General features: G+C 63.5%; 22 protein-coding genes. 16 read left to right on the forward strand and 6 right to left on the reverse strand.

All coding sequences use genetic code 11. The features are described from left to right. The first annotated feature begins 64 nt into the window (after positions 1-64). Together X730_RS153440 and X730_RS153435 are read left to right on the forward strand one after the other, a co-directional pair. The gene (locus tag X730_RS153440; RefSeq protein WP_023743126.1) at positions 65-1,135 is read left to right on the forward strand and encodes a branched-chain amino acid ABC transporter substrate-binding protein; all 1,071 of its coding nucleotides are present in this window, start codon (positions 65-67) and stop codon (positions 1,133-1,135) included. After that, positions 1,135-2,154: a P1 family peptidase gene (locus tag X730_RS153435; protein WP_023739382.1), complete on the forward strand. Its 1,020-nt coding sequence runs from the start codon at positions 1,135-1,137 to the stop codon at positions 2,152-2,154. Before X730_RS153440 ends, X730_RS153435 begins: the two co-directional genes overlap by 1 nt. 7 nt (positions 2,155-2,161) lie before the next feature. Here X730_RS153435 and X730_RS153430 read toward each other — a convergent pair whose 3' ends face one another. Next, entirely contained in the window at positions 2,162-2,416 is a 255-nt protein-coding gene (locus X730_RS153430) for a DUF2171 domain-containing protein (RefSeq protein ID WP_023669083.1), read from the reverse strand. 137 nt (positions 2,417-2,553) lie between these two features. Between X730_RS153430 and X730_RS153425 the strand changes: the two genes are divergently transcribed. From X730_RS153425 to X730_RS153415, 4 genes are all read left to right on the forward strand, one after another. Continuing rightward, positions 2,554-3,279, forward strand: coding sequence for a DUF2259 domain-containing protein (locus X730_RS153425; protein ID WP_023694137.1), 726 nt, complete (start codon positions 2,554-2,556; stop codon positions 3,277-3,279). 101 nt (positions 3,280-3,380) lie between these two features. Further along, entirely contained in the window at positions 3,381-3,800 is a 420-nt protein-coding gene (locus tag X730_RS01000000164375) for a hypothetical protein (RefSeq protein WP_245261354.1), read from the forward strand. 59 nt (positions 3,801-3,859) lie between these two features. Then, the gene (purB, locus tag X730_RS153420; RefSeq protein ID WP_023694135.1) at positions 3,860-5,161 is read left to right on the forward strand and encodes an adenylosuccinate lyase; all 1,302 of its coding nucleotides are present in this window, start codon (positions 3,860-3,862) and stop codon (positions 5,159-5,161) included. An 8-nt stretch (positions 5,162-5,169) separates the two neighbouring features. Then, positions 5,170-5,898, forward strand: a complete 729-nt coding sequence (locus X730_RS153415) for a metallophosphoesterase family protein (protein ID WP_023694134.1) — start codon at positions 5,170-5,172, stop codon at positions 5,896-5,898. A gap of 15 nt (positions 5,899-5,913) precedes the next feature. Here X730_RS153415 and X730_RS153410 read toward each other — a convergent pair whose 3' ends face one another. Then, a complete protein-coding gene (locus tag X730_RS153410) occupies positions 5,914-6,729 on the reverse strand; it encodes a VOC family protein (RefSeq protein ID WP_023694133.1) in 816 nt (271 codons plus the stop codon). Positions 6,730-6,923: 194 nt separating this feature from the next. On the opposite strand from X730_RS153410, the gene X730_RS153405 reads away from it, so the two are divergent. Then, a complete protein-coding gene (locus X730_RS153405) occupies positions 6,924-7,478 on the forward strand; it encodes an alpha/beta hydrolase (RefSeq protein WP_023694132.1) in 555 nt (184 codons plus the stop codon). A gap of 19 nt (positions 7,479-7,497) precedes the next feature. On the opposite strand, the gene X730_RS153400 is transcribed toward X730_RS153405, so the two are convergent. Next, entirely contained in the window at positions 7,498-8,271 is a 774-nt protein-coding gene (locus X730_RS153400) for an HpcH/HpaI aldolase/citrate lyase family protein (RefSeq protein WP_023669090.1), read from the reverse strand. Positions 8,272-8,398: 127 nt separating this feature from the next. Continuing rightward, positions 8,399-8,719, reverse strand: coding sequence for a DUF1476 domain-containing protein (locus X730_RS153395; protein WP_023669091.1), 321 nt, complete (start codon positions 8,717-8,719; stop codon positions 8,399-8,401). Between the two features lie 47 nt (positions 8,720-8,766). Here X730_RS153395 and X730_RS1000000169090 point away from each other — a divergent pair, with 47 nt between their 5' ends. From X730_RS1000000169090 to X730_RS153370, 6 genes are all read left to right on the forward strand, one after another. Next, positions 8,767-8,889, forward strand: a complete 123-nt coding sequence (locus X730_RS1000000169090; RefSeq protein WP_280790911.1) for a hypothetical protein — start codon at positions 8,767-8,769, stop codon at positions 8,887-8,889. Positions 8,890-8,994: 105 nt separating this feature from the next. Next, the gene (gene purC, locus X730_RS153390; protein ID WP_013532127.1) at positions 8,995-9,789 is read left to right on the forward strand and encodes a phosphoribosylaminoimidazolesuccinocarboxamide synthase; all 795 of its coding nucleotides are present in this window, start codon (positions 8,995-8,997) and stop codon (positions 9,787-9,789) included. An 88-nt stretch (positions 9,790-9,877) separates the two neighbouring features. After that, positions 9,878-10,120: a phosphoribosylformylglycinamidine synthase subunit PurS gene (gene purS, locus X730_RS153385; RefSeq protein ID WP_023669092.1), complete on the forward strand. Its 243-nt coding sequence runs from the start codon at positions 9,878-9,880 to the stop codon at positions 10,118-10,120. 1 nt (position 10,121) lies between these two features. Continuing rightward, positions 10,122-10,790: a phosphoribosylformylglycinamidine synthase subunit PurQ gene (gene purQ, locus X730_RS153380; protein WP_023684888.1), complete on the forward strand. Its 669-nt coding sequence runs from the start codon at positions 10,122-10,124 to the stop codon at positions 10,788-10,790. A gap of 41 nt (positions 10,791-10,831) precedes the next feature. Continuing rightward, positions 10,832-11,242 (forward strand): hypothetical protein, encoded by a 411-nt coding sequence (locus X730_RS153375; protein ID WP_023669094.1) that lies wholly within the window; start codon positions 10,832-10,834, stop codon positions 11,240-11,242. A gap of 4 nt (positions 11,243-11,246) precedes the next feature. Then, positions 11,247-11,891: a Pr6Pr family membrane protein gene (locus X730_RS153370; protein ID WP_023684887.1), complete on the forward strand. Its 645-nt coding sequence runs from the start codon at positions 11,247-11,249 to the stop codon at positions 11,889-11,891. A gap of 12 nt (positions 11,892-11,903) precedes the next feature. On the opposite strand, the gene X730_RS153365 is transcribed toward X730_RS153370, so the two are convergent. Next, complete coding sequence (locus X730_RS153365; RefSeq protein WP_023700852.1) at positions 11,904-12,149, reverse strand: DUF1127 domain-containing protein; 246 nt, start codon at positions 12,147-12,149, stop codon at positions 11,904-11,906. A 93-nt stretch (positions 12,150-12,242) separates the two neighbouring features. Here X730_RS153365 and X730_RS153360 point away from each other — a divergent pair, with 93 nt between their 5' ends. Next, a complete protein-coding gene (locus X730_RS153360) occupies positions 12,243-13,652 on the forward strand; it encodes a PLP-dependent aminotransferase family protein (RefSeq protein WP_023748567.1) in 1,410 nt (469 codons plus the stop codon). Between the two features lie 30 nt (positions 13,653-13,682). On the opposite strand, the gene X730_RS1000000168145 is transcribed toward X730_RS153360, so the two are convergent. Next, positions 13,683-13,847: a hypothetical protein gene (locus tag X730_RS1000000168145; protein ID WP_023669098.1), complete on the reverse strand. Its 165-nt coding sequence runs from the start codon at positions 13,845-13,847 to the stop codon at positions 13,683-13,685. Between the two features lie 188 nt (positions 13,848-14,035). Here X730_RS1000000168145 and purL point away from each other — a divergent pair, with 188 nt between their 5' ends. Both purL and X730_RS153350 read left to right on the forward strand, forming a co-directional pair. Beyond that, on the forward strand, positions 14,036-16,267 hold the full coding sequence (gene purL, locus X730_RS153355) for a phosphoribosylformylglycinamidine synthase subunit PurL (RefSeq protein ID WP_023826161.1): 2,232 nt from the start codon (positions 14,036-14,038) through the stop codon (positions 16,265-16,267). Then, on the forward strand, positions 16,264-16,836 hold the full coding sequence (locus X730_RS153350) for a hypothetical protein (protein ID WP_023826162.1): 573 nt from the start codon (positions 16,264-16,266) through the stop codon (positions 16,834-16,836). The genes purL and X730_RS153350 overlap by 4 nt, the downstream gene beginning before the upstream one ends. Positions 16,837-16,877: the final 41 nt, after the last annotated feature.

Consider the following 16,877-nt stretch of genomic DNA (forward strand, 5'->3'; position numbering starts at 1 on the left):
CTTTAGGTCTTGGCGGAAGAGACGCTGGAAGCATGCGACCGGCACGGAGGAATTCGTCGTCAGAATGCGACCCCCAACAGCTGTAATAGCGGCACTGCTCTGGCTGCTGCCGGCAAGCGCCGGCGCGCAGACGCTGCTTGTCGGCGTCGCCGCACCCCTGTCCGGTCCGTCGGCGATCCTGGGCAAGCAGATCGAGGCGGGTGCTGCCCTGGCAGCAGAAGCCAACGGCGCCGAGATCAAGACGGTCGACGATGCCTGCACCGCCGATGGCGGGGCTGCCGCCGCCAGGGAATTCGCCGCTGCGAAGGTCGATATCGTCGTCGGCTTCCTCTGCACCGAGGCGATCCAGGCGGCGCTGCCGATCCTCAAGGACGCTGACATACCGGTCATCACCGTTGGCGTGCGCACCGAAAGCCTGACCGATCGCCGCGCCAAAACCGGCTGGCCGGTCTACCGGCTGGGGCCACGCGGCGACGACGAGCGCAATGCGGTGGCCGGCATCCTGACCCGGCTGTGGCAGAGCGAATTGTTCGCCATCGTCGATGACGGGACCATCTATGGCCGCGAAATCGCCGAGACGCTGCGCGCAGCGGCCGAACAGGCGGCGCTGAAGCCGGTCTTCACAGACACGTTCCGGCCGCAGCTCGACAACCAGATCGGGCTGATCGGCCGGCTGAAGAAGGCGGGCGCGACGCATGTCTTTGCCGGTGGCGACGGCGACGACATCGCCATTATGGGCCGCGACGCCGGCCAGCTCGAGGCCGGCATTGTCTTTGCCGGCGGCGAGAATTTGCGCACGCCACCCGGCGATGAGCCTTACGCCGCCGGCACGCTGATGATCGCGCCGCCGGAATGGGCCGATGTCGCCGATCCCAAGGTGCTGGCGGCGTTTACGGCCAAGAACATCGCGCCGGATGGCTATGCCTTGCCGGCCTACGCGGCGGTGGAGATTGCCAAGGCGGCCTCGGCCGCGCCCCAGACCTCGGGCAAGGGGCTGGCCGACGCGCTAACCGGGCATGATTTCACCACCGCGATCGGGCCGCTGCGGTTCGACGACAAAGGCGATCTGAGCCAAAACCTCTATCGCGCCTTCCGCTTCGACGGGACGCGTTTCGTGCCGGCGGAGACGAATTGATGTTTCGCACCGGGCCGCGCAATCTGATCACCGATGTCGCCGGCTTGCGCGTCGGCAACGCGTCGGATGCCACGCTGAAATCGGGCGTCACCACCGTATTGTGCGACGAACCGGCGGTCGGTGGCGTGCAGATCCTCGGCGGCGCGCCGGGCACGCGCGAGACCGATTTGCTCGAACCGCACAATTCCATCGAGGCGGTTCATGCCGTCGTGCTTTCGGGCGGTTCGGCCTTCGGCCTCGACGCCGCGTCGGGCGTGCAGGCGGCGTTGCGTGAAAAAGGCATTGGCGTCGATGTCGGCGGCTTTCGGGTGCCGATCGTGCCGGCGGCGATCCTGTTTGACCTGCGCAATGGCGGCGACAAGGATTGGGGCCGTTATCCTCCCTACCGCGACCTCGGCTACGAAGCCGCCCAGGCGGCAACAGTCGACTTTCCGCTCGGCACAATCGGCGCCGGCACCGGCGCGCTAAGCTCCGGGCTGAAGGGCGGCCTCGGCTCGGCCTCGACCGCGCTCGACAGCGGCATCACCATCGGCGCGCTCGCCGCCGCCAACCCGACCGGCTCGGTGACGATTGCGCGTACACGCTATTTCTGGGCGGCACCCTTCGAGATCGGCGATGAGTTCGGAGGCCTCGGCTATCCCTCGCCGATGCCGGACGACGCCAGGCGGATCCTGTTGAAATACCGCGACAAGCGTGTCGGTGGACAAGTCGAGGCCGGTGGTAACACCACCATCGCCGTCATCGCCACCGATGCCGTGCTGACCAAGGCGGCAGCCAAGCGGCTGGCCATTTCAGCGCATGACGGCTTCGTGCGCGCCATCTGGCCGGTGCACACGCCGGCCGACGGCGATCTGGTGTTCGCGCTGGCGACGGGGAAGAGCGGCATAGAACTCAGCGCCGACGATGCCGTCGATTTCTTTGCCACTGCCGGCGCCACCATGGCGCGCGCAATCAGCCGCGGCATCCATGCCGCGACGCCGGCCGAAGGCGACCTGTTTGCGGTGTGGTCGTCGCGCTGATTTTCAGTCAGGTCGGGTCGGACTCTTCTTCCTCGAAGCTGACCGCGACATCCGAATTTGCCGACAGCCAGACTTTCTGGCCCTCGACCTCGGCAAGCAGGCTCAAGGGAATGTAGTGGTGATGCCCCTGATGGGCGCCCTCGCCGCTGTCGGCCTTGGTCAACTTGATCCGCTCGCCATCGACCCTGTCGACGGTGCCGATGTGAACGCCGTCGGCGCCGACCACTTCCATATGCTCGCGAATCTTGCTGGCCTCAGTCATGGGGTGTTCTCCTTTTGAAAACGATCGACGATAACAAACAGAGGCGAAATTGGATGCATCGCCTTTCGAATAGCACGATGTTTTGACTGTCTCGTGATAGGGAACGATCGAACCACGGCAGGCGGAGCGGAACCCCGATGCGAAATCTCGTCCTGATTGGCGTTTGCCTGCTGGTCCATCTGGCATCCGCCATGGCCGCCCAAGCGGGCGATGTCGCCGAGCTTGAAATCCTCGGCTTCAGCAAGGATGGCAGCGTCTTCGCCTTCGAGGAATATGGTGTGGCAGACGGTTCGGGCTTTCCCTATGCCAATCGCCACTACATCAACACCGCCGACGACACGTTCCTGAAGGGCACGCCAATCCGGGTCCGGCTGGAGGATGAGACCGCCTCGCTCGAGACGGCCCGTCAGCAAGCCAGGCAAAAAGGCGAAGCAATCATTGCCCAGGCCGAGCTTACCGCCAACCGCGGCATCACCGCCGGCTTCAACCCGGTGACCGAATTGTCGGCCGACCCGTTCCGCATGGTGGTCAACCCACGGCCGATCTTTTCGCCGGTCGACCCGCCGCTGGAATTCCGGCTGGACGAGATCGGCATGAACGACACCGAAAGCTGCCAGAGCCAAGGCGAGATCAACGGTTTTCGCTTGCTGCGGATCGAGGCCAGGGATGGCGGCCAGACCCATCTGCTGCATGAGGATAAATCGATCCCGAAAAGCCGTGGCTGCCCGAACGGCTACAGGATCGGCGCGGTGCAGACATTTTCGATGGACGGCATCAGCGCCTATGCGGTGCTGATCGCGGTGCGCCAATACGGCTTCGAAGGGCCGGATTTTCGCTGGATCGCCGTGACCGGACGCCTGTGACATCGCTCGATCAATCCAGTTGGCGCAAGCGCGCCGGAAATCGCGTCAGCCGCGCCGTACCATCGACGGGCACCGCGCTTCTCGGCGCCTTGCTGTGGGCGATGGCCATGGGCGCCAGCGCGCTGACCGGTCTTTGGCTCGACAATTGGGAGACCCCGGAAAAGATCCGCTTCGTCGCCCTGCTGTTTGCGACCGGCGCGGCATTGGCCTTTCCCGTCGGGTTGTTCGCGGCGCGGCTGGTCTCGCTCGACCGGCATTGGGAGGTGGCGTTCGCCGCCGCCTTCGTCTGCCTGCTTGCCACGACGCTCGCCTTCACCGGCGGGTTGTTTGCGCTGCAATACCGCTCCTATTATGCCGAATGGCACGCGGAGGCCTTCACCGCCCGGTGGGCGTTCGAACTGGTCTTCACCTCGCTGACGGCGCTCTACCAGTTCGTGGTGCTGGGTATCAGGCTCTATTTTCCGCTCGGATTCATCGCGCTTGCCGCCGCCAGCGTTTGGTTTGCACGCCAGCAGCGTTGAGCATTCGGTCCGCCTCTGATAGGAGGCGCACTTAACCACCGACATATCAGGACTGACGGATGATCCCTCGCTATTCCCGGCCGGAAATGGTCGCCATCTGGTCGCCGGAAACCCGCTTCCGCATCTGGTTCGAGATCGAGGCCCATGCCTGCGATGCGCTGGCCGAGCTCGGCGTCATTCCCAGGGAAGCCGCCAAAACCATCTGGGAAAAAGGCGGCGCCGCCCAATTCGACGTCGGCAAGATCGACGAGATCGAGGCCGTCACCAAGCACGACGTCATCGCCTTCCTCACCCATCTCGCCGAATTCGTCGGGCCGGATGCGCGTTTCATCCACCAGGGCATGACCTCATCGGATGTTCTCGACACCTGCCTTGCGGTGCAGCTCGGCCGCGCCAGCGATATCCTGCTGGCCGACCTCGACGGCCTGCTCGCCGCGCTGAAGCGCCGGGCCTTCGAGCACAAGGACACCGTCACCATCGGCCGCAGCCACGGCATTCATGCCGAGCCGACCACGTTCGGCGTCAAGCTGGCGCAGGCCTATGCCGAGTTCTCACGCTGCCGCGAGCGGCTGGTGCACGCGCGAGAGGATATTGCCACCTGCGCCATATCGGGCGCGATCGGCACCTTCGCCAACATCGATCCCTATGTCGAAGAACATGTGGCGAAAAAGCTTGGGCTGAAGCCGGAGCCGGTGTCGACGCAGGTCATCCCTCGCGACCGCCATGCCATGTTCTTTGCCACGCTCGGCGTCATCGCCTCGTCGGTCGAGCGGCTGGCGACCGAGATCCGCCATCTGCAGCGCACCGAGGTGCTGGAAGCGGAAGAGTATTTTTCGCCGGGCCAGAAGGGCTCGTCGGCAATGCCGCACAAGCGCAACCCGGTGCTGACCGAAAACCTCACCGGCCTTGCCCGCATGGTGCGCTCCATGGCGCTGCCGGCGATGGAGAATGTGGCGCTCTGGCACGAGCGCGACATCTCGCATTCCTCGGTCGAGCGCATGATAGGGCCGGACGCCACGGTAACGCTGGATTTCGCGCTGTCGCGGCTCACCGGCGTCGTCGACAAATTGCTGGTCTATCCCGACAACATGCTGAAGAACATGAACAAGTTCCGTGGCCTTGTGCATTCGCAGCGCGTGCTTTTGGCGCTGACGCAAGCCGGCGTCAGCCGCGAGGATGCCTACCGCCTGGTGCAGCGCAACGCCATGAAGGTATGGGAACATGGCGCTGATTTCCTTGAGGAATTGTTGGCCGACAAGGAAGTCACCGCAGCGCTGCCCGAAGCCGAGATCCGCGAGAAATTCGACCTGGGCTATCACACCAAGCATGTCGACACGATCTTCAAGCGGGTTTTCGGATAGGATCTTCCATGCGGCTGGCTGTCCTTTCCGACATCCATGGGAATCTGCGCGCGCTTGAGGCGGTTCATGCGCAGATCAAAGACGCTTCTCCCGACATCATCGTCAATCTGGGCGATTGTCTCTCCGGGCCGCTATGGCCTGAAGAAACCGCGCAATATCTGATGGCACAGAATTGGCCGACCGTGCGCGGCAATCACGACCGTGTGCTGGTCGAGCCGCCTGCTTCCGGGTTGGAAGACGTCGATGCTTTCACCCACCAATGCCTGTCCCAGGCGTCATTGACCTGGCTCTCCGCATTGCCGGTCACCCTGTCGCCTGCCCAGGACATCCTGCTTTGCCATGGCAGCCCCAGTGACGACGACGTGTTCCTGCTCGAGGAAGACGGAGGCAGCCACTTCCACCCGTCCAATGAAAAGCAGATCAGGCACAAGCTGGGCAGCGCCGGCGCCGGGCTGACCTTGTGCGGCCATACACATACGCCGCGCGTTGTGCGCTTGTCGGACAACCGGACAATCCTCAATCCCGGCAGTGTCGGCGTCCAGGCATTCCCAGGTTTGACTGTGACCGGCAGTCCGGATGCCCGCTATGCCCTTGCCACGCGCAAGGACAGACAATGGTCGTTCAGCCATCATACGGTCAGCTATGACTGGACCGAGGCGTCCACCCGCGCGACAGCCACCGGCTTCGACAGCTGGGCGCATGGGCTGCTGACGGGCTACGCCGCCACTTCCTTGTAAGAACCGAGCGGGCGCTCAGCCGGCGGCGCCCGGCACGGTGCGGATAACCGTGCCCCACGGATCTTCCCGCGTGGTTTCAGCGGTTGTCTTGTCCGACCGCATCTCGACCCAGGCCAGACCCGAGCGGGACGGATCGCGGCGGCCGGCGCCGGCGCTGTGCCACGAATTGCCACCGATATGATGGTGGTAGCCTCCCGACGACAGGAACACCGCCTGCCCTCCATACTTAGCGACCGTGTCGAAGCCAAATTCGTCGTGCCACCAGGCCTCGGCATCTTCCGGCCGGCCGACGCGCAGATGGACATGGCCGATAATGCTGTTTTGCGGCGCGCCCTGCCAGCCGGCGTCACCGGCCGGCACGCTGCCAACCACGGCGGCCAGATTCAGCCGCTCGGTCGCCATGGCGATCTTGTCGCCGTTCCACTTCCACTCCTGCGGCAGACGGTCCCTATAGACTTCAATGCCGTTGCCTTCGGGGTCGGTCAGGTACAAAGCCTCGCTGACCAGATGGTCGGAGGCGCCCTCGATGCGGATCTTGTTGGCGGCGGCATGGTTTATCCAACGGCCGAGATCGGCGCGGCTGGGCAGAAGGAAAGCGGTGTGGAAAAGGCCGGCGCTGCGCGGATCGTCGGGCTTGGCCGCTGCGTCAGGCTCGATGACCAGCAGCGGGCGCTCGGCAGCGCCCAGCGTGATGGCGCCATCGGCGCGGCTCAATTCCTGCAGGCCGACAACAGCCCGGTAGTAATCGGCAAGTCCTTCGGCGTCGCGCGCCTTCAGGCCCACGCGTGACACGCTGACGGGGGTCGTCGCGGCAAAAGGCAGTTCGCTCATAAAACTCTCCGTTCAGCGCGTTATCCCAGGCCGCGCCACCAGTCTATTCTGTTGTCCATCTCTTCCTGCCTCAAATCGTCGATCCTGATCGTTCACACAAGATGGAAAGAATCGAACAGGTTGTTCACGATTGTGATGCACCGCATGCGTCAGCGCGGGTTGCACGAGACACGGCCGCTCGCTATCTCAGCGCCATGAAAGTCAAAGACGCAGATATTCTGATCGTGCCGGGCTACACCAATTCCGGCCCCCAACACTGGCAGACACGCTGGCAGTCGAAACTGTCGACGGCGCGCCGGGTCGAGCAGGCGGAGTGGTCGAAGCCGGTGCGCGAGGACTGGACGGCGAGCGTGGCGAACGCTGTCAACGAGGCCGAGCGGCCGGTGGTGATCGTTGCCCATTCCCTGGGCGTGGCGGCCGCGGTGCAGGCCATTCCGCAGTTCAGGAAGCCGGTCGCCGGTGCGTTCTTTGTCGCGCCGCCCGACGTCGCCAACCCGGAGATAAGGCCGCGTCACCTGATGACCTTTGGCCCCTATGCACGCGAACCGCTGCCCTTCCCGTCCATCGTCATCGCCAGCCGCAACGATCCGTTCTGCGCCTTCGAGGTTGCCGAGGACATTGCCGGCGCCTGGGGTTCGCTGTTCATCGATGCCGGCGAAACCGGTCACCTCAATGAGGATGCCGGCTTCGGCCCGTGGCCGGAAGGGTCGATGACCTTCGCCAAGTTCCTGACCGACCTCAAGGCCTGACCGGGCAAGGCACCACGCCTCAGCCCTTGATCGAATCGTTCATGCTTTTGATGAGTATCTTTGCGCCGAGCGAAATCAGCGCATGGTCCGAGCCCATCGCCAGCAGCCGGTAGCCCATCGCCACGACGCGGCCGGCAATCGCCGGCTCAACGACGTAGATTGCCGCATGCTTGCCCGCCTTGCGCGTCCGCTCGGCGATGGAGGCGACGGTTTCCATCATGCTTTCCAGCGTCGAATTGACGGTGGCGCCATTCGACCAGGCGATGGAGAAATCCGATGGGCCGAGGAAGATGCCGTCAATGCCCGGCGTGTCGAGGATGCCGTCCAGCGCATCGAGTGCGGCGCGCGTTTCGACCATGGCAAAGGCCATGGTGCGTTGATTGGTGTCGCGCAGCCATTCGGCGTGGTCGCCTTTGCCATGGCGCGGAAAAGCATAGGTCGGGCCCCAGGAGCGCTCGCCCATCGGCGGATATTTCATCGCCGCGGCAAAGAGTTTTGCATCGGCCACCGAATTCACCATCGGTGCAATCACCGCCTCGGCACCGAAATCGAGGGCGCGGCTGGCCATGTCGAAGCGGCCGACCGGAATGCGCACCAGCGCCGGCTTGTTGGCGGCCAGCACCGGCACCAGGCCGCGCAAGACCGAGTCTTCGTGGTGTCCGCCATGCTGCATATCGAGGGTGACGGCGTCAAAACCCTGCTTGGCGATGATTTCGACCGTCAAAGCGTCCGGAACGCCGGACCAGGCGGTGAACAGCGTTTCATCCGCCGCCAGGCGTGACTTCAGGGACATGGGTGCTTTCCTCGTTGGGTAGAGCCTTGTAACAGGCCTACGCACAGTTTCAGCCGGAAAAGGCTGAAAAGACAAAGAAAAACCGCCCGGCTGGACCGGGCGGTCGATTGGTCCAGCGCTACTCGCTCTAGGTGTTCTTGATCTGCTCGATCGCCTGCGCCATCAGTTCGTCCATGGTGCGGCGGATCTGGTGATCCGACTGGTCGACGCCGGCGGCGTCGAAATCCTTGCGGATCTTGCGGAATACGTCGTGATCGCCGGCTTCCTCGATATCGGAAACCACAACTTCCTTGGCATAGGCGTCGGCGTCAGTGCCGGATTTGCCCAGCTTTTCGGCGGCCCACAGACCGAGCGCCTTGTTGCGGCGTGCGGAAGCCTTGAAGCGAAGTTCTTCGTCGAAGGCGAATTTGCGCTCAAAACCCTCTTCGCGGTCTTTCATGCTGCTCATGGCTTCCCTCCGATGAAATCGATTCGCGTTGGCGATGGATATGTGTGTTGCCGCAGCACAAACCAAAAGGGCGCGGGCCGGTCAATATGCTACATCACTTGCTGCGCTGCGGCATTTCATTCCTGAAAGCGGTCGATGGAAAGGATTTGCCGATTGAGCAAACGCTGTGATTGGGATAGACCCGGCATTGAACCCCACCCGTCGCCGCACCAATTTAGGCAGACGGACAGGAACTGGTCGCTTGCCGCCTGCCCGCAAATCCAGAGAAAAATCAGATGAAAAATCGCCGCCGCATTTATGAAGGCAAGGCCAAGATCCTCTATGAGGGACCGGAACCGGGCACGCTTATCCAGTTCTTCAAAGATGATGCGACCGCATTCAACAAGAAGAAACATGAGGTCATCGACGGCAAGGGTGTGCTCAACAACCGCATTTCCGAGTACATCTTCAACCATCTGAACCGCATGGGCATTCCGACCCACTTCATCCGCCGGCTCAACATGCGCGAGCAGCTGATCAAGGAAGTCGAGATCATTCCGCTCGAAGTGGTGGTGCGCAATGTCGCCGCCGGCTCGCTGTCCAAGCGCCTCGGCATCGAGGAAGGCACCGTTCTGCCGCGTTCGATCATCGAATTCTATTACAAGGCCGATGCGCTCGACGATCCGATGGTGTCGGAAGAGCACATCACCGCTTTCGGCTGGGCAAGCCCGCAGGAGATCGACGACGTCATGGCGCTGGCCATCCGCGTCAACGACTTCCTCTCCGGCCTGTTCATGGGTGTCGGCATCCAGCTCGTGGATTTCAAGATCGAATGCGGCCGCCTGTTCGAGGGCGACATGATGCGCATCGTCGTTGCCGACGAGATCTCGCCGGATTCGTGCCGGCTGTGGGACGTGGCAACGCAGGACAAGCTCGACAAGGACCGTTTCCGCCGCGATATGGGCGGCCTCGTCGAAGCCTATCAGGAAGTTGCCCGCCGCCTTGGCATCATGAACGAGAACGAGCCGCCGCGCCCGACCGGCCCGGTGCTCGTCGCCTCGACCGATGGCCTCAAAGGCAAGCCGCATTAAGTCTTCATTTCTTGACGCAATTCCGGACGGAAAACCGCTTCACACTTTTCCTGGAATTGCTAAGTCTTCGAACAGGAACCTGTCCAGCATGATCAAGGCCCGCATCACCGTCACCCTCAAGAACGGCGTGCTCGACCCGCAGGGAAAAGCCATAGAGCACGCGCTGTCCGGACTGGGGTTCGGCGGCGTCGGCCAGGTGCGGCAGGGCAAGGTCTTCGACCTCGAGCTCTCGGAGACCGACAAGGCCAAGGCTGAAGCCGATCTGAAAGCCATGTGCGACAAGCTGCTGGCGAATACGGTGATCGAGAATTACGCGGTGGAGATCGCTTGATATGAAATCAGCTGTCGTTCTTCTCCCCGGCCTCAACCGCGACCGCGACATGATTGCGGCGCTGACCAAGATTTCCGGGCAGGCGCCGGCGACCGTCTGGCAGACCGACACTGAAATCCCCGATGTCGACCTGATCGCCATTCCCGGCGGCTTCTCCTTCGGCGATTATCTGCGCTGCGGCGCCATTGCCGCGCGGATGCCGGTGATGCGGGCAGTCGCTGAAAAGGCCGCCAAGGGCGTCATGGTCATTGGCGTCTGCAACGGGTTCCAGATTCTGGTCGAGGCCGGCCTGCTGCCCGGCGCGCTGATGCGCAATGCTTCGCTGAAATTCGTTTGCCGTGAGGTGAAGCTGCAGATCGCCAACGCCAACACCATGTTCACCCGCCGCTATCAGCCGGGCCAAATCATCCGCACGCCGGTTGCGCATCATGACGGCAATTATTTCGCCGATGCCGACACGCTTGCGCGCCTCGAGGGCGAAGGACAGGTTGTGTTCCGCTATGCCGAAGGCACCAATCCCAATGGCTCGATCAACGACATTGCCGGCATCATCAGCGAGAAGGGCAATGTGCTCGGCCTGATGCCGCATCCGGAAAACCTGATCGAGGCCGCGCATGGCGGCAGTGACGGCCGGGCGCTGTTCGAAGGCGCACTCGGCATCGCCGCCTGATATCTCTTCGAATTCCTTTCAAAACGCGGGGGCGGTTGACCATGAGACTGACGATTGTTCGCCTAGGTCCCCTGGCTGCTGCCGGCTTGGCGTTGGCGTCCTGCCAGTCCAGCCCGAAGAGCGCGCCGGTCCCCACGGGCAAGAGCGCTTCGCTGCTGGCCATGGAACAGGTAGCGATATCGGCCCACAAATGCTGGATCGCCAGCAAGGATCCCGCCTTCAAATCCTATCAGATGGCCAATGAGCTGAATTCGTTCAGCGGCACGCCCCGCTTCCTGCTGGTGCCGGCCAAGCATTATGGCGGCAAGCCGCTGCTGGTCGTCCAGGCGCAAGGCAATTCCAGCCGCGTCGACGTGTTCGGTCCGCTGATGGACGATCCGCTCGGCGCGCGCATCGGATCCGACATTGCGCGCTGGCAAACGGGCAACCCCTCCTGCAACGCGGCCGCCTGACGCCATGGGCCGCTTCCTGCAGTTTGCGGGATTGATCATCGGTCTGGCCGGGCTTGTCCTGCAAGCGTGCATCACCATCCCGGCATCGATGGAAGCCGGCCGCAGTTTTCTCGGCTCCATCGTCTTTCTGTTCAGCTTCTTCACCATCCTGACCAACATCGGTGCAGTGCTGGTCCATGTCTCGCTGCTGTCGCCTTCGGGCTACGCCTGGCTGCCGGCCTTTGCCGGGCCGCGGATGCGGGCGGGCGTGGCGGCTTCCATCGCCCTGGTCTTCATCGTCTACGCGACGGTTCTGGCGCAGCTCTGGCAGCCGCAGGGGCTGTTCCTGCTCTGTGACGTGCTGCTGCACTATGTGACGCCGGTGCTGTTCGTGCTGTGGTGGCTTGTTGCAGGCGCTGACGGCAGGACACGCTGGAGCGACATTTCGTGGTGGATGGCCTATCCGATCGCCTATCTCGCCTATGCGCTGGCGCGCGCACCGATCGCAGGCGAAGTACCCTACCCGTTCCTCGACGTTGCGAAAAACGGCGCGGCCAACGTCGCCCTTGCGGCGCTGGCCGTCACCGGTGTTTTCCTGGTGCTGTGCATCCTCGCCGTGCTTGCCGATAAGGGCGTCTCACGCCTCAGGGCTCCGGGCACACGCCGCTGACCAGACTACAAGTTAGTCCCAGAATCGCCTGATGCCTTCGCGGTGAGCGTCGTCACGCGACACACCGATGTCCCTGAGCTGCTCGTCGGTCATTTCGAGCAAAGCCAGGCGGCCGCGACGGCGCTCGATCAGCACGTCGATCCATCGCGCCAGCGATCTGACTACATGCACGATCCGGCCGACAAAGCCTCGCCGGCTGGACGGGCGCGGCCCGACCAATTCAATGCCCGCGCAGCGGATTGTCTCGATTGTATCCATTGTCTTTCTGCCAACCTTGCAAATTGTACCCATCTTGGTACGGTTCTGATATGCATTGACACCCGATCTGGTGCAATATACAGAATTGTCACCATGACAAATTGGCTCCCTGACCTCACCATCGGTTCCGGCCCGCTTTACCAGCGCCTTGCCGACAGCATCGAGTCGGACATCGACAAGGGCGTCATCGATGCCGGGGCAAAATTGCCGCCGCAGCGCGATCTCGCCTATGATATCGGCACGACGGTCGGCACGATCGGCCGAGCCTATCAGCTGCTGCGCGAGCGCGGCCTGGTGAGCGGCGAAGTCGGTCGCGGGACCTATGTGCTGGCGCAGCAATCGGAAGCGTCACCCGAATTCGCCGAGCCTGCCGTGCAAGGCACGCGCTATGTCGATGCGCCGCCCGGCAAACTGCGTTTCGACAGCACTGCCGCGCCCGACATCGGCCAGGGCGCCATTGTCGCTGACATGCTCTCGCGCACGGTGCAGGAACACCCGCACGAGATTTCGAGCTACACCAGGGATTTTCCGGAGCGCTGGTTCGAGGCCGGCGCCCGGTGGCTGTCGCGCAATTCGTTCCGTCCGGCGGCCGACACCATCGTTCCCACGCTTGGCACGCATGCCGCGGTGATGGCGGCGATTGCGGCACTGACCACGCCGGGCGACTATGTCGTCTTCGAGCACCTCACCTATTCGCAGATCGCCCGCAGCGCCGGGCTGATCGGGCGGCGCATAGCACTGGTGGCATCGGACGAAGAAGGCCTCGATCCCGAGGATTTCGAACGCGTCTGCGCGCAGAAGCACCCGAAGATGATCTTCCTGATGCCGACGGTGCAGAACCCGACGCTGGCGATCCTGTCGGTTTCGCGCCGCGAGGCGATCGCCCGCGTCGCGCGCGCGTACAATGTCATCGTCATCGAGGACGATCTCTATGGCGGCCTGACCGAAGATCCGACGCCGCTCATCGCCGAATATGCGCCCGAGCGCACCATTGTCGCCGGCGGTCTGTCGAAATCGGTCGCGGCAGGTGTTCGCGGCGGCTGGCTCTCCTGCCCGCCCGCCTATCGCCATCGCATCCGCGTCGCCCACAAGATGATGACCGGCGGAATGCCGTTCCTGCTGGCGGAGGTGAATGCGCGGCTGGTGCTGTCAGGGCAGGCTGGCGATATCCGCAAACGCAGCATTGCCGAAATTGCCGCCCGGATCGCCATCGTGCGCGAGACACTGGCCGGTTTCGCCTTCAAGTCACACGGCAGCGTGCCCTTCGTCTGGCTGACGCTGCCCGATCCCTGGCTGTCCGGCACTTTCAGGAGCGCATGCCTCGAAAATGGCGTGCTCCTCGACGACGAGGACGAGTTCAAGGCGGGGCGTTCCGAGCAGGTTTTTCACGGCGTGCGTTTCGGCGTCTCGCAGCCAAGGCGGCGAGAGGACATCACCGGCGGCGTCGCGGTGATCCGGCGGCTGCTGGAGGAAGGCCGCGCCGGCTACGACAGTTCGTCCTGACTCGATCCTCCTGTATCCCGATCTTCAGGTTCAGCCCTCTGCCTTGAAGTTTTTGGCTTCCTTCGCGCCCTTGTCCTTGCCGTGCTTCTCGGCCAGGTCCTTGGCCTGCTTGGGCGAAACGTCGGTGGTCTCGGCAATATGCATGGCCTCCTTGTCGGAGAGGCGATTGTCTTTCTTGCCTTGCTTGGTGGCCATGTCGAAATCTCCTGATTGGTTTGAGGCCTAACGGCCGGGATGCCATAGCGTTCCCCAGCGGCTCCCCGCTACCATCGTCGCCCTGTGGTTTTCCGGCGTTTTTCGTCATCCAATGGGGTGTATCACGCCAAAGCTTGCGATATGAGGGGACTCAAATTCCCCTCTCCCATGGACATCAATCGCCGCCCATGACCATTTCCAATTCCGTGCCGATCACCCCGGAACTCATAGCCGCGCATGGGCTGAAGCCCGACGAATACCAGCGCATCCTCGATCTGGTCGGGCGCGAACCGAGCTTTACCGAACTCGGCATCTTCTCGGCGATGTGGAATGAGCACTGCTCCTACAAATCCTCGAAGAAATGGCTGCGCACGCTGCCGACCACCGGGCCGCAGGTCATCCAGGGTCCGGGCGAGAACGCCGGCGTGGTCGATATCGGCGACGGCGACTGCGTCGTCTTCAAGATGGAGAGCCACAACCATCCCTCCTACATCGAGCCCTACCAGGGTGCGGCGACCGGCGTCGGCGGCATATTGCGCGACGTCTTCACCATGGGCGCGCGGCCGATTGCGGCGATGAACGCTTTGCGCTTCGGCGCACCGGACCATCCCAAGACCAGGCACCTGGTCAGCGGCGTGGTTTCCGGCGTCGGAGGATACGGCAACGCCTTTGGCGTGCCGACCGTCGGCGGCGAGGTCAATTTCGACGCCCGCTACAACGGCAACATCCTGGTCAACGCCTTTGCCGCGGGCCTCGCCAAGACCGATGCGATCTTCCTGTCGGAAGCCAAGGGCGTCGGCCTGCCGGTCGTCTATCTCGGCGCCAAGACCGGGCGCGACGGCGTCGGCGGCGCCACGATGGCCTCGGCCGAGTTCGACGACAAGATCGACGAGAAGCGCCCGACCGTGCAGGTCGGCGATCCCTTCACCGAAAAATGCCTGCTCGAAGCCTGTCTTGAGCTGATGGCGTCTGGCGCCGTCATCGCCATCCAGGACATGGGTGCGGCCGGCCTCACCTGTTCGGCGGTCGAGATGGGCGCCAAGGGCGACCTCGGCATCGAGCTTCACCTCGACCAGGTGCCGGTGCGCGAAGAGCGCATGAGCGCCTATGAGATGATGCTGTCGGAGAGTCAGGAGCGCATGCTGATGGTGCTGCGCCCCGAGAAGGAAAAGGAAGCCGAGGCGATCTTCCACAAATGGGGCCTCGACTTCGCTATCGTCGGCAAGACCACCGACGATCTGCGTTTCCGCGTCATCCATCAGGGCGACGAGGTCGCCAATCTGCCGATCAAGGACCTTGGCGACAAGGCGCCGGAATATGACCGCCCCTGGGTCGAGCCGAAGAAGCCGGCGGCGCTCGCAGCCGGCGATGCGCCGAAGGCCGACGTTGCCGATGCGCTGTTGAAACTGCTCGGCGGGCCGAACCTGTCGTCGCGCCGCTGGGTGTGGGAGCAGTACGACACGCTGATCCAGGGCAATTCGCTGCAGCTTCCCGGCGGCGACGCCGGCGTGGTGCGCGTCGAAGGCCATCCGACCAAGGCGCTCGCCTTCTCCTCCGACGTCACGCCGCGCTATTGCGAGGCCGACCCGTACGAAGGCGGCAAGCAGGCGGTGGCCGAATGCTGGCGCAACCTCACCGCCACCGGCGCGCTGCCGCTGGCGGCCACCGACAACCTCAATTTCGGCAATCCGGAACGGCCTGAGATCATGGGCCAACTGGTCGGCGCGGTGAAAGGCATTGGCGATGCCTGCCGGGCGCTCGGCTTCCCGATCGTGTCGGGCAATGTCTCGCTCTACAACGAAACCAATGGCCAAGGTATCCTGCCGACGCCGACCATCGGCGGCGTGGGGCTGATTGCCGACTGGTCGAAGATGACCCGTATCGGCTTTGCCGCCGAGGGCCAGATGATCCTGCTGGTCGGCGCGCCCCCAAGCTGGGGCAGCCATCTCGGCCAGTCCGCCTATTTCAGAGACATTCACGGTCGGACCGACGGGCCGCCGCCACCCGTCGACCTCGCGCACGAAAAGCGCGTCGGCGACCATGTGCGCGCGCTGATCGCGTCGGGTGTCGTCACCGCGGCGCATGACCTTTCCGATGGCGGCCTGGCGATAGCCCTGGCCGAAATGGCGATGGCGTCCGGCATCGGCGCCACCATTCCGGGGCTCGCCGGCACCGACCCGATCCCGGTCTGGTTCGGCGAGGACCAGGGCCGCTACCTCCTGACGCTGTCCGTCGATCCGCAGAGCAAGGAATGGGACGCCATCCGCGAGGAACAGAGCAGGCTCGGCATCTTTGCGCCATGGATCGGCTCGACCGGTGGAAACGAACTGAAGCTCGGCGATGCCAGGGCGATCCCGGTCAGCGAATTGACCGCCGCCCACGAAGGCTGGTTCCCGAACTTCATGGACAAGTCCAGTTGACCAGCCTGGCAGCCCGGACGCTGATCGCAGTCGTCTTCTGGCCGTCGCTGTTCTTCTTCTGGTTCCTCGGGCCGTTCGTCTTTTTCCTGCTGTCGACGACCTCGAGCGAGGTCTGTCCGCTGCTGGAAAGGCGTGACCAGTTCCTTGAGGCGGCCAATGGCACACTGCAGATGCTGGCCTTGCAAAGTCTGATCTATGCGATCCCCATCGTCTGCCTGGTGCTGTGGAGCCGCCTTTTGCCGAACCCGGCGCGCGCAAGGCATGTCGCCACCTGCATCAAGCTATTTGCCATTGCGGTCATTACCGGCGCGCTGTGGGAATACGGGTCATCGCTGATCTGCGACGGCTATGGCCAACCATTCTTTTCGCCCTTGTGGCAGATGACCAGCTATCTCCCGATTATCAACCTGGCGCTCAACATCCCGCTCTATGTCCTGGTGTTCAGCCTTGGCCGGGGGTTCTCGACCCGCGACGACATCACAGAAGATGGTGTGGTTCACCCGCGGCAGGATGGCCTAGACACTGCGTCGCCGACAGAACGGCTTCAACCCGGACCAGAAAGGCTTTAGGCTGCCGTCCGAGTCACTCGTGCCTAGCCGCCCAGAACAGG

The organism is Mesorhizobium sp. L103C131B0 (assembly GCF_000502275.1).
GTDB lineage: Bacteria > Pseudomonadota > Alphaproteobacteria > Rhizobiales > Rhizobiaceae > Mesorhizobium.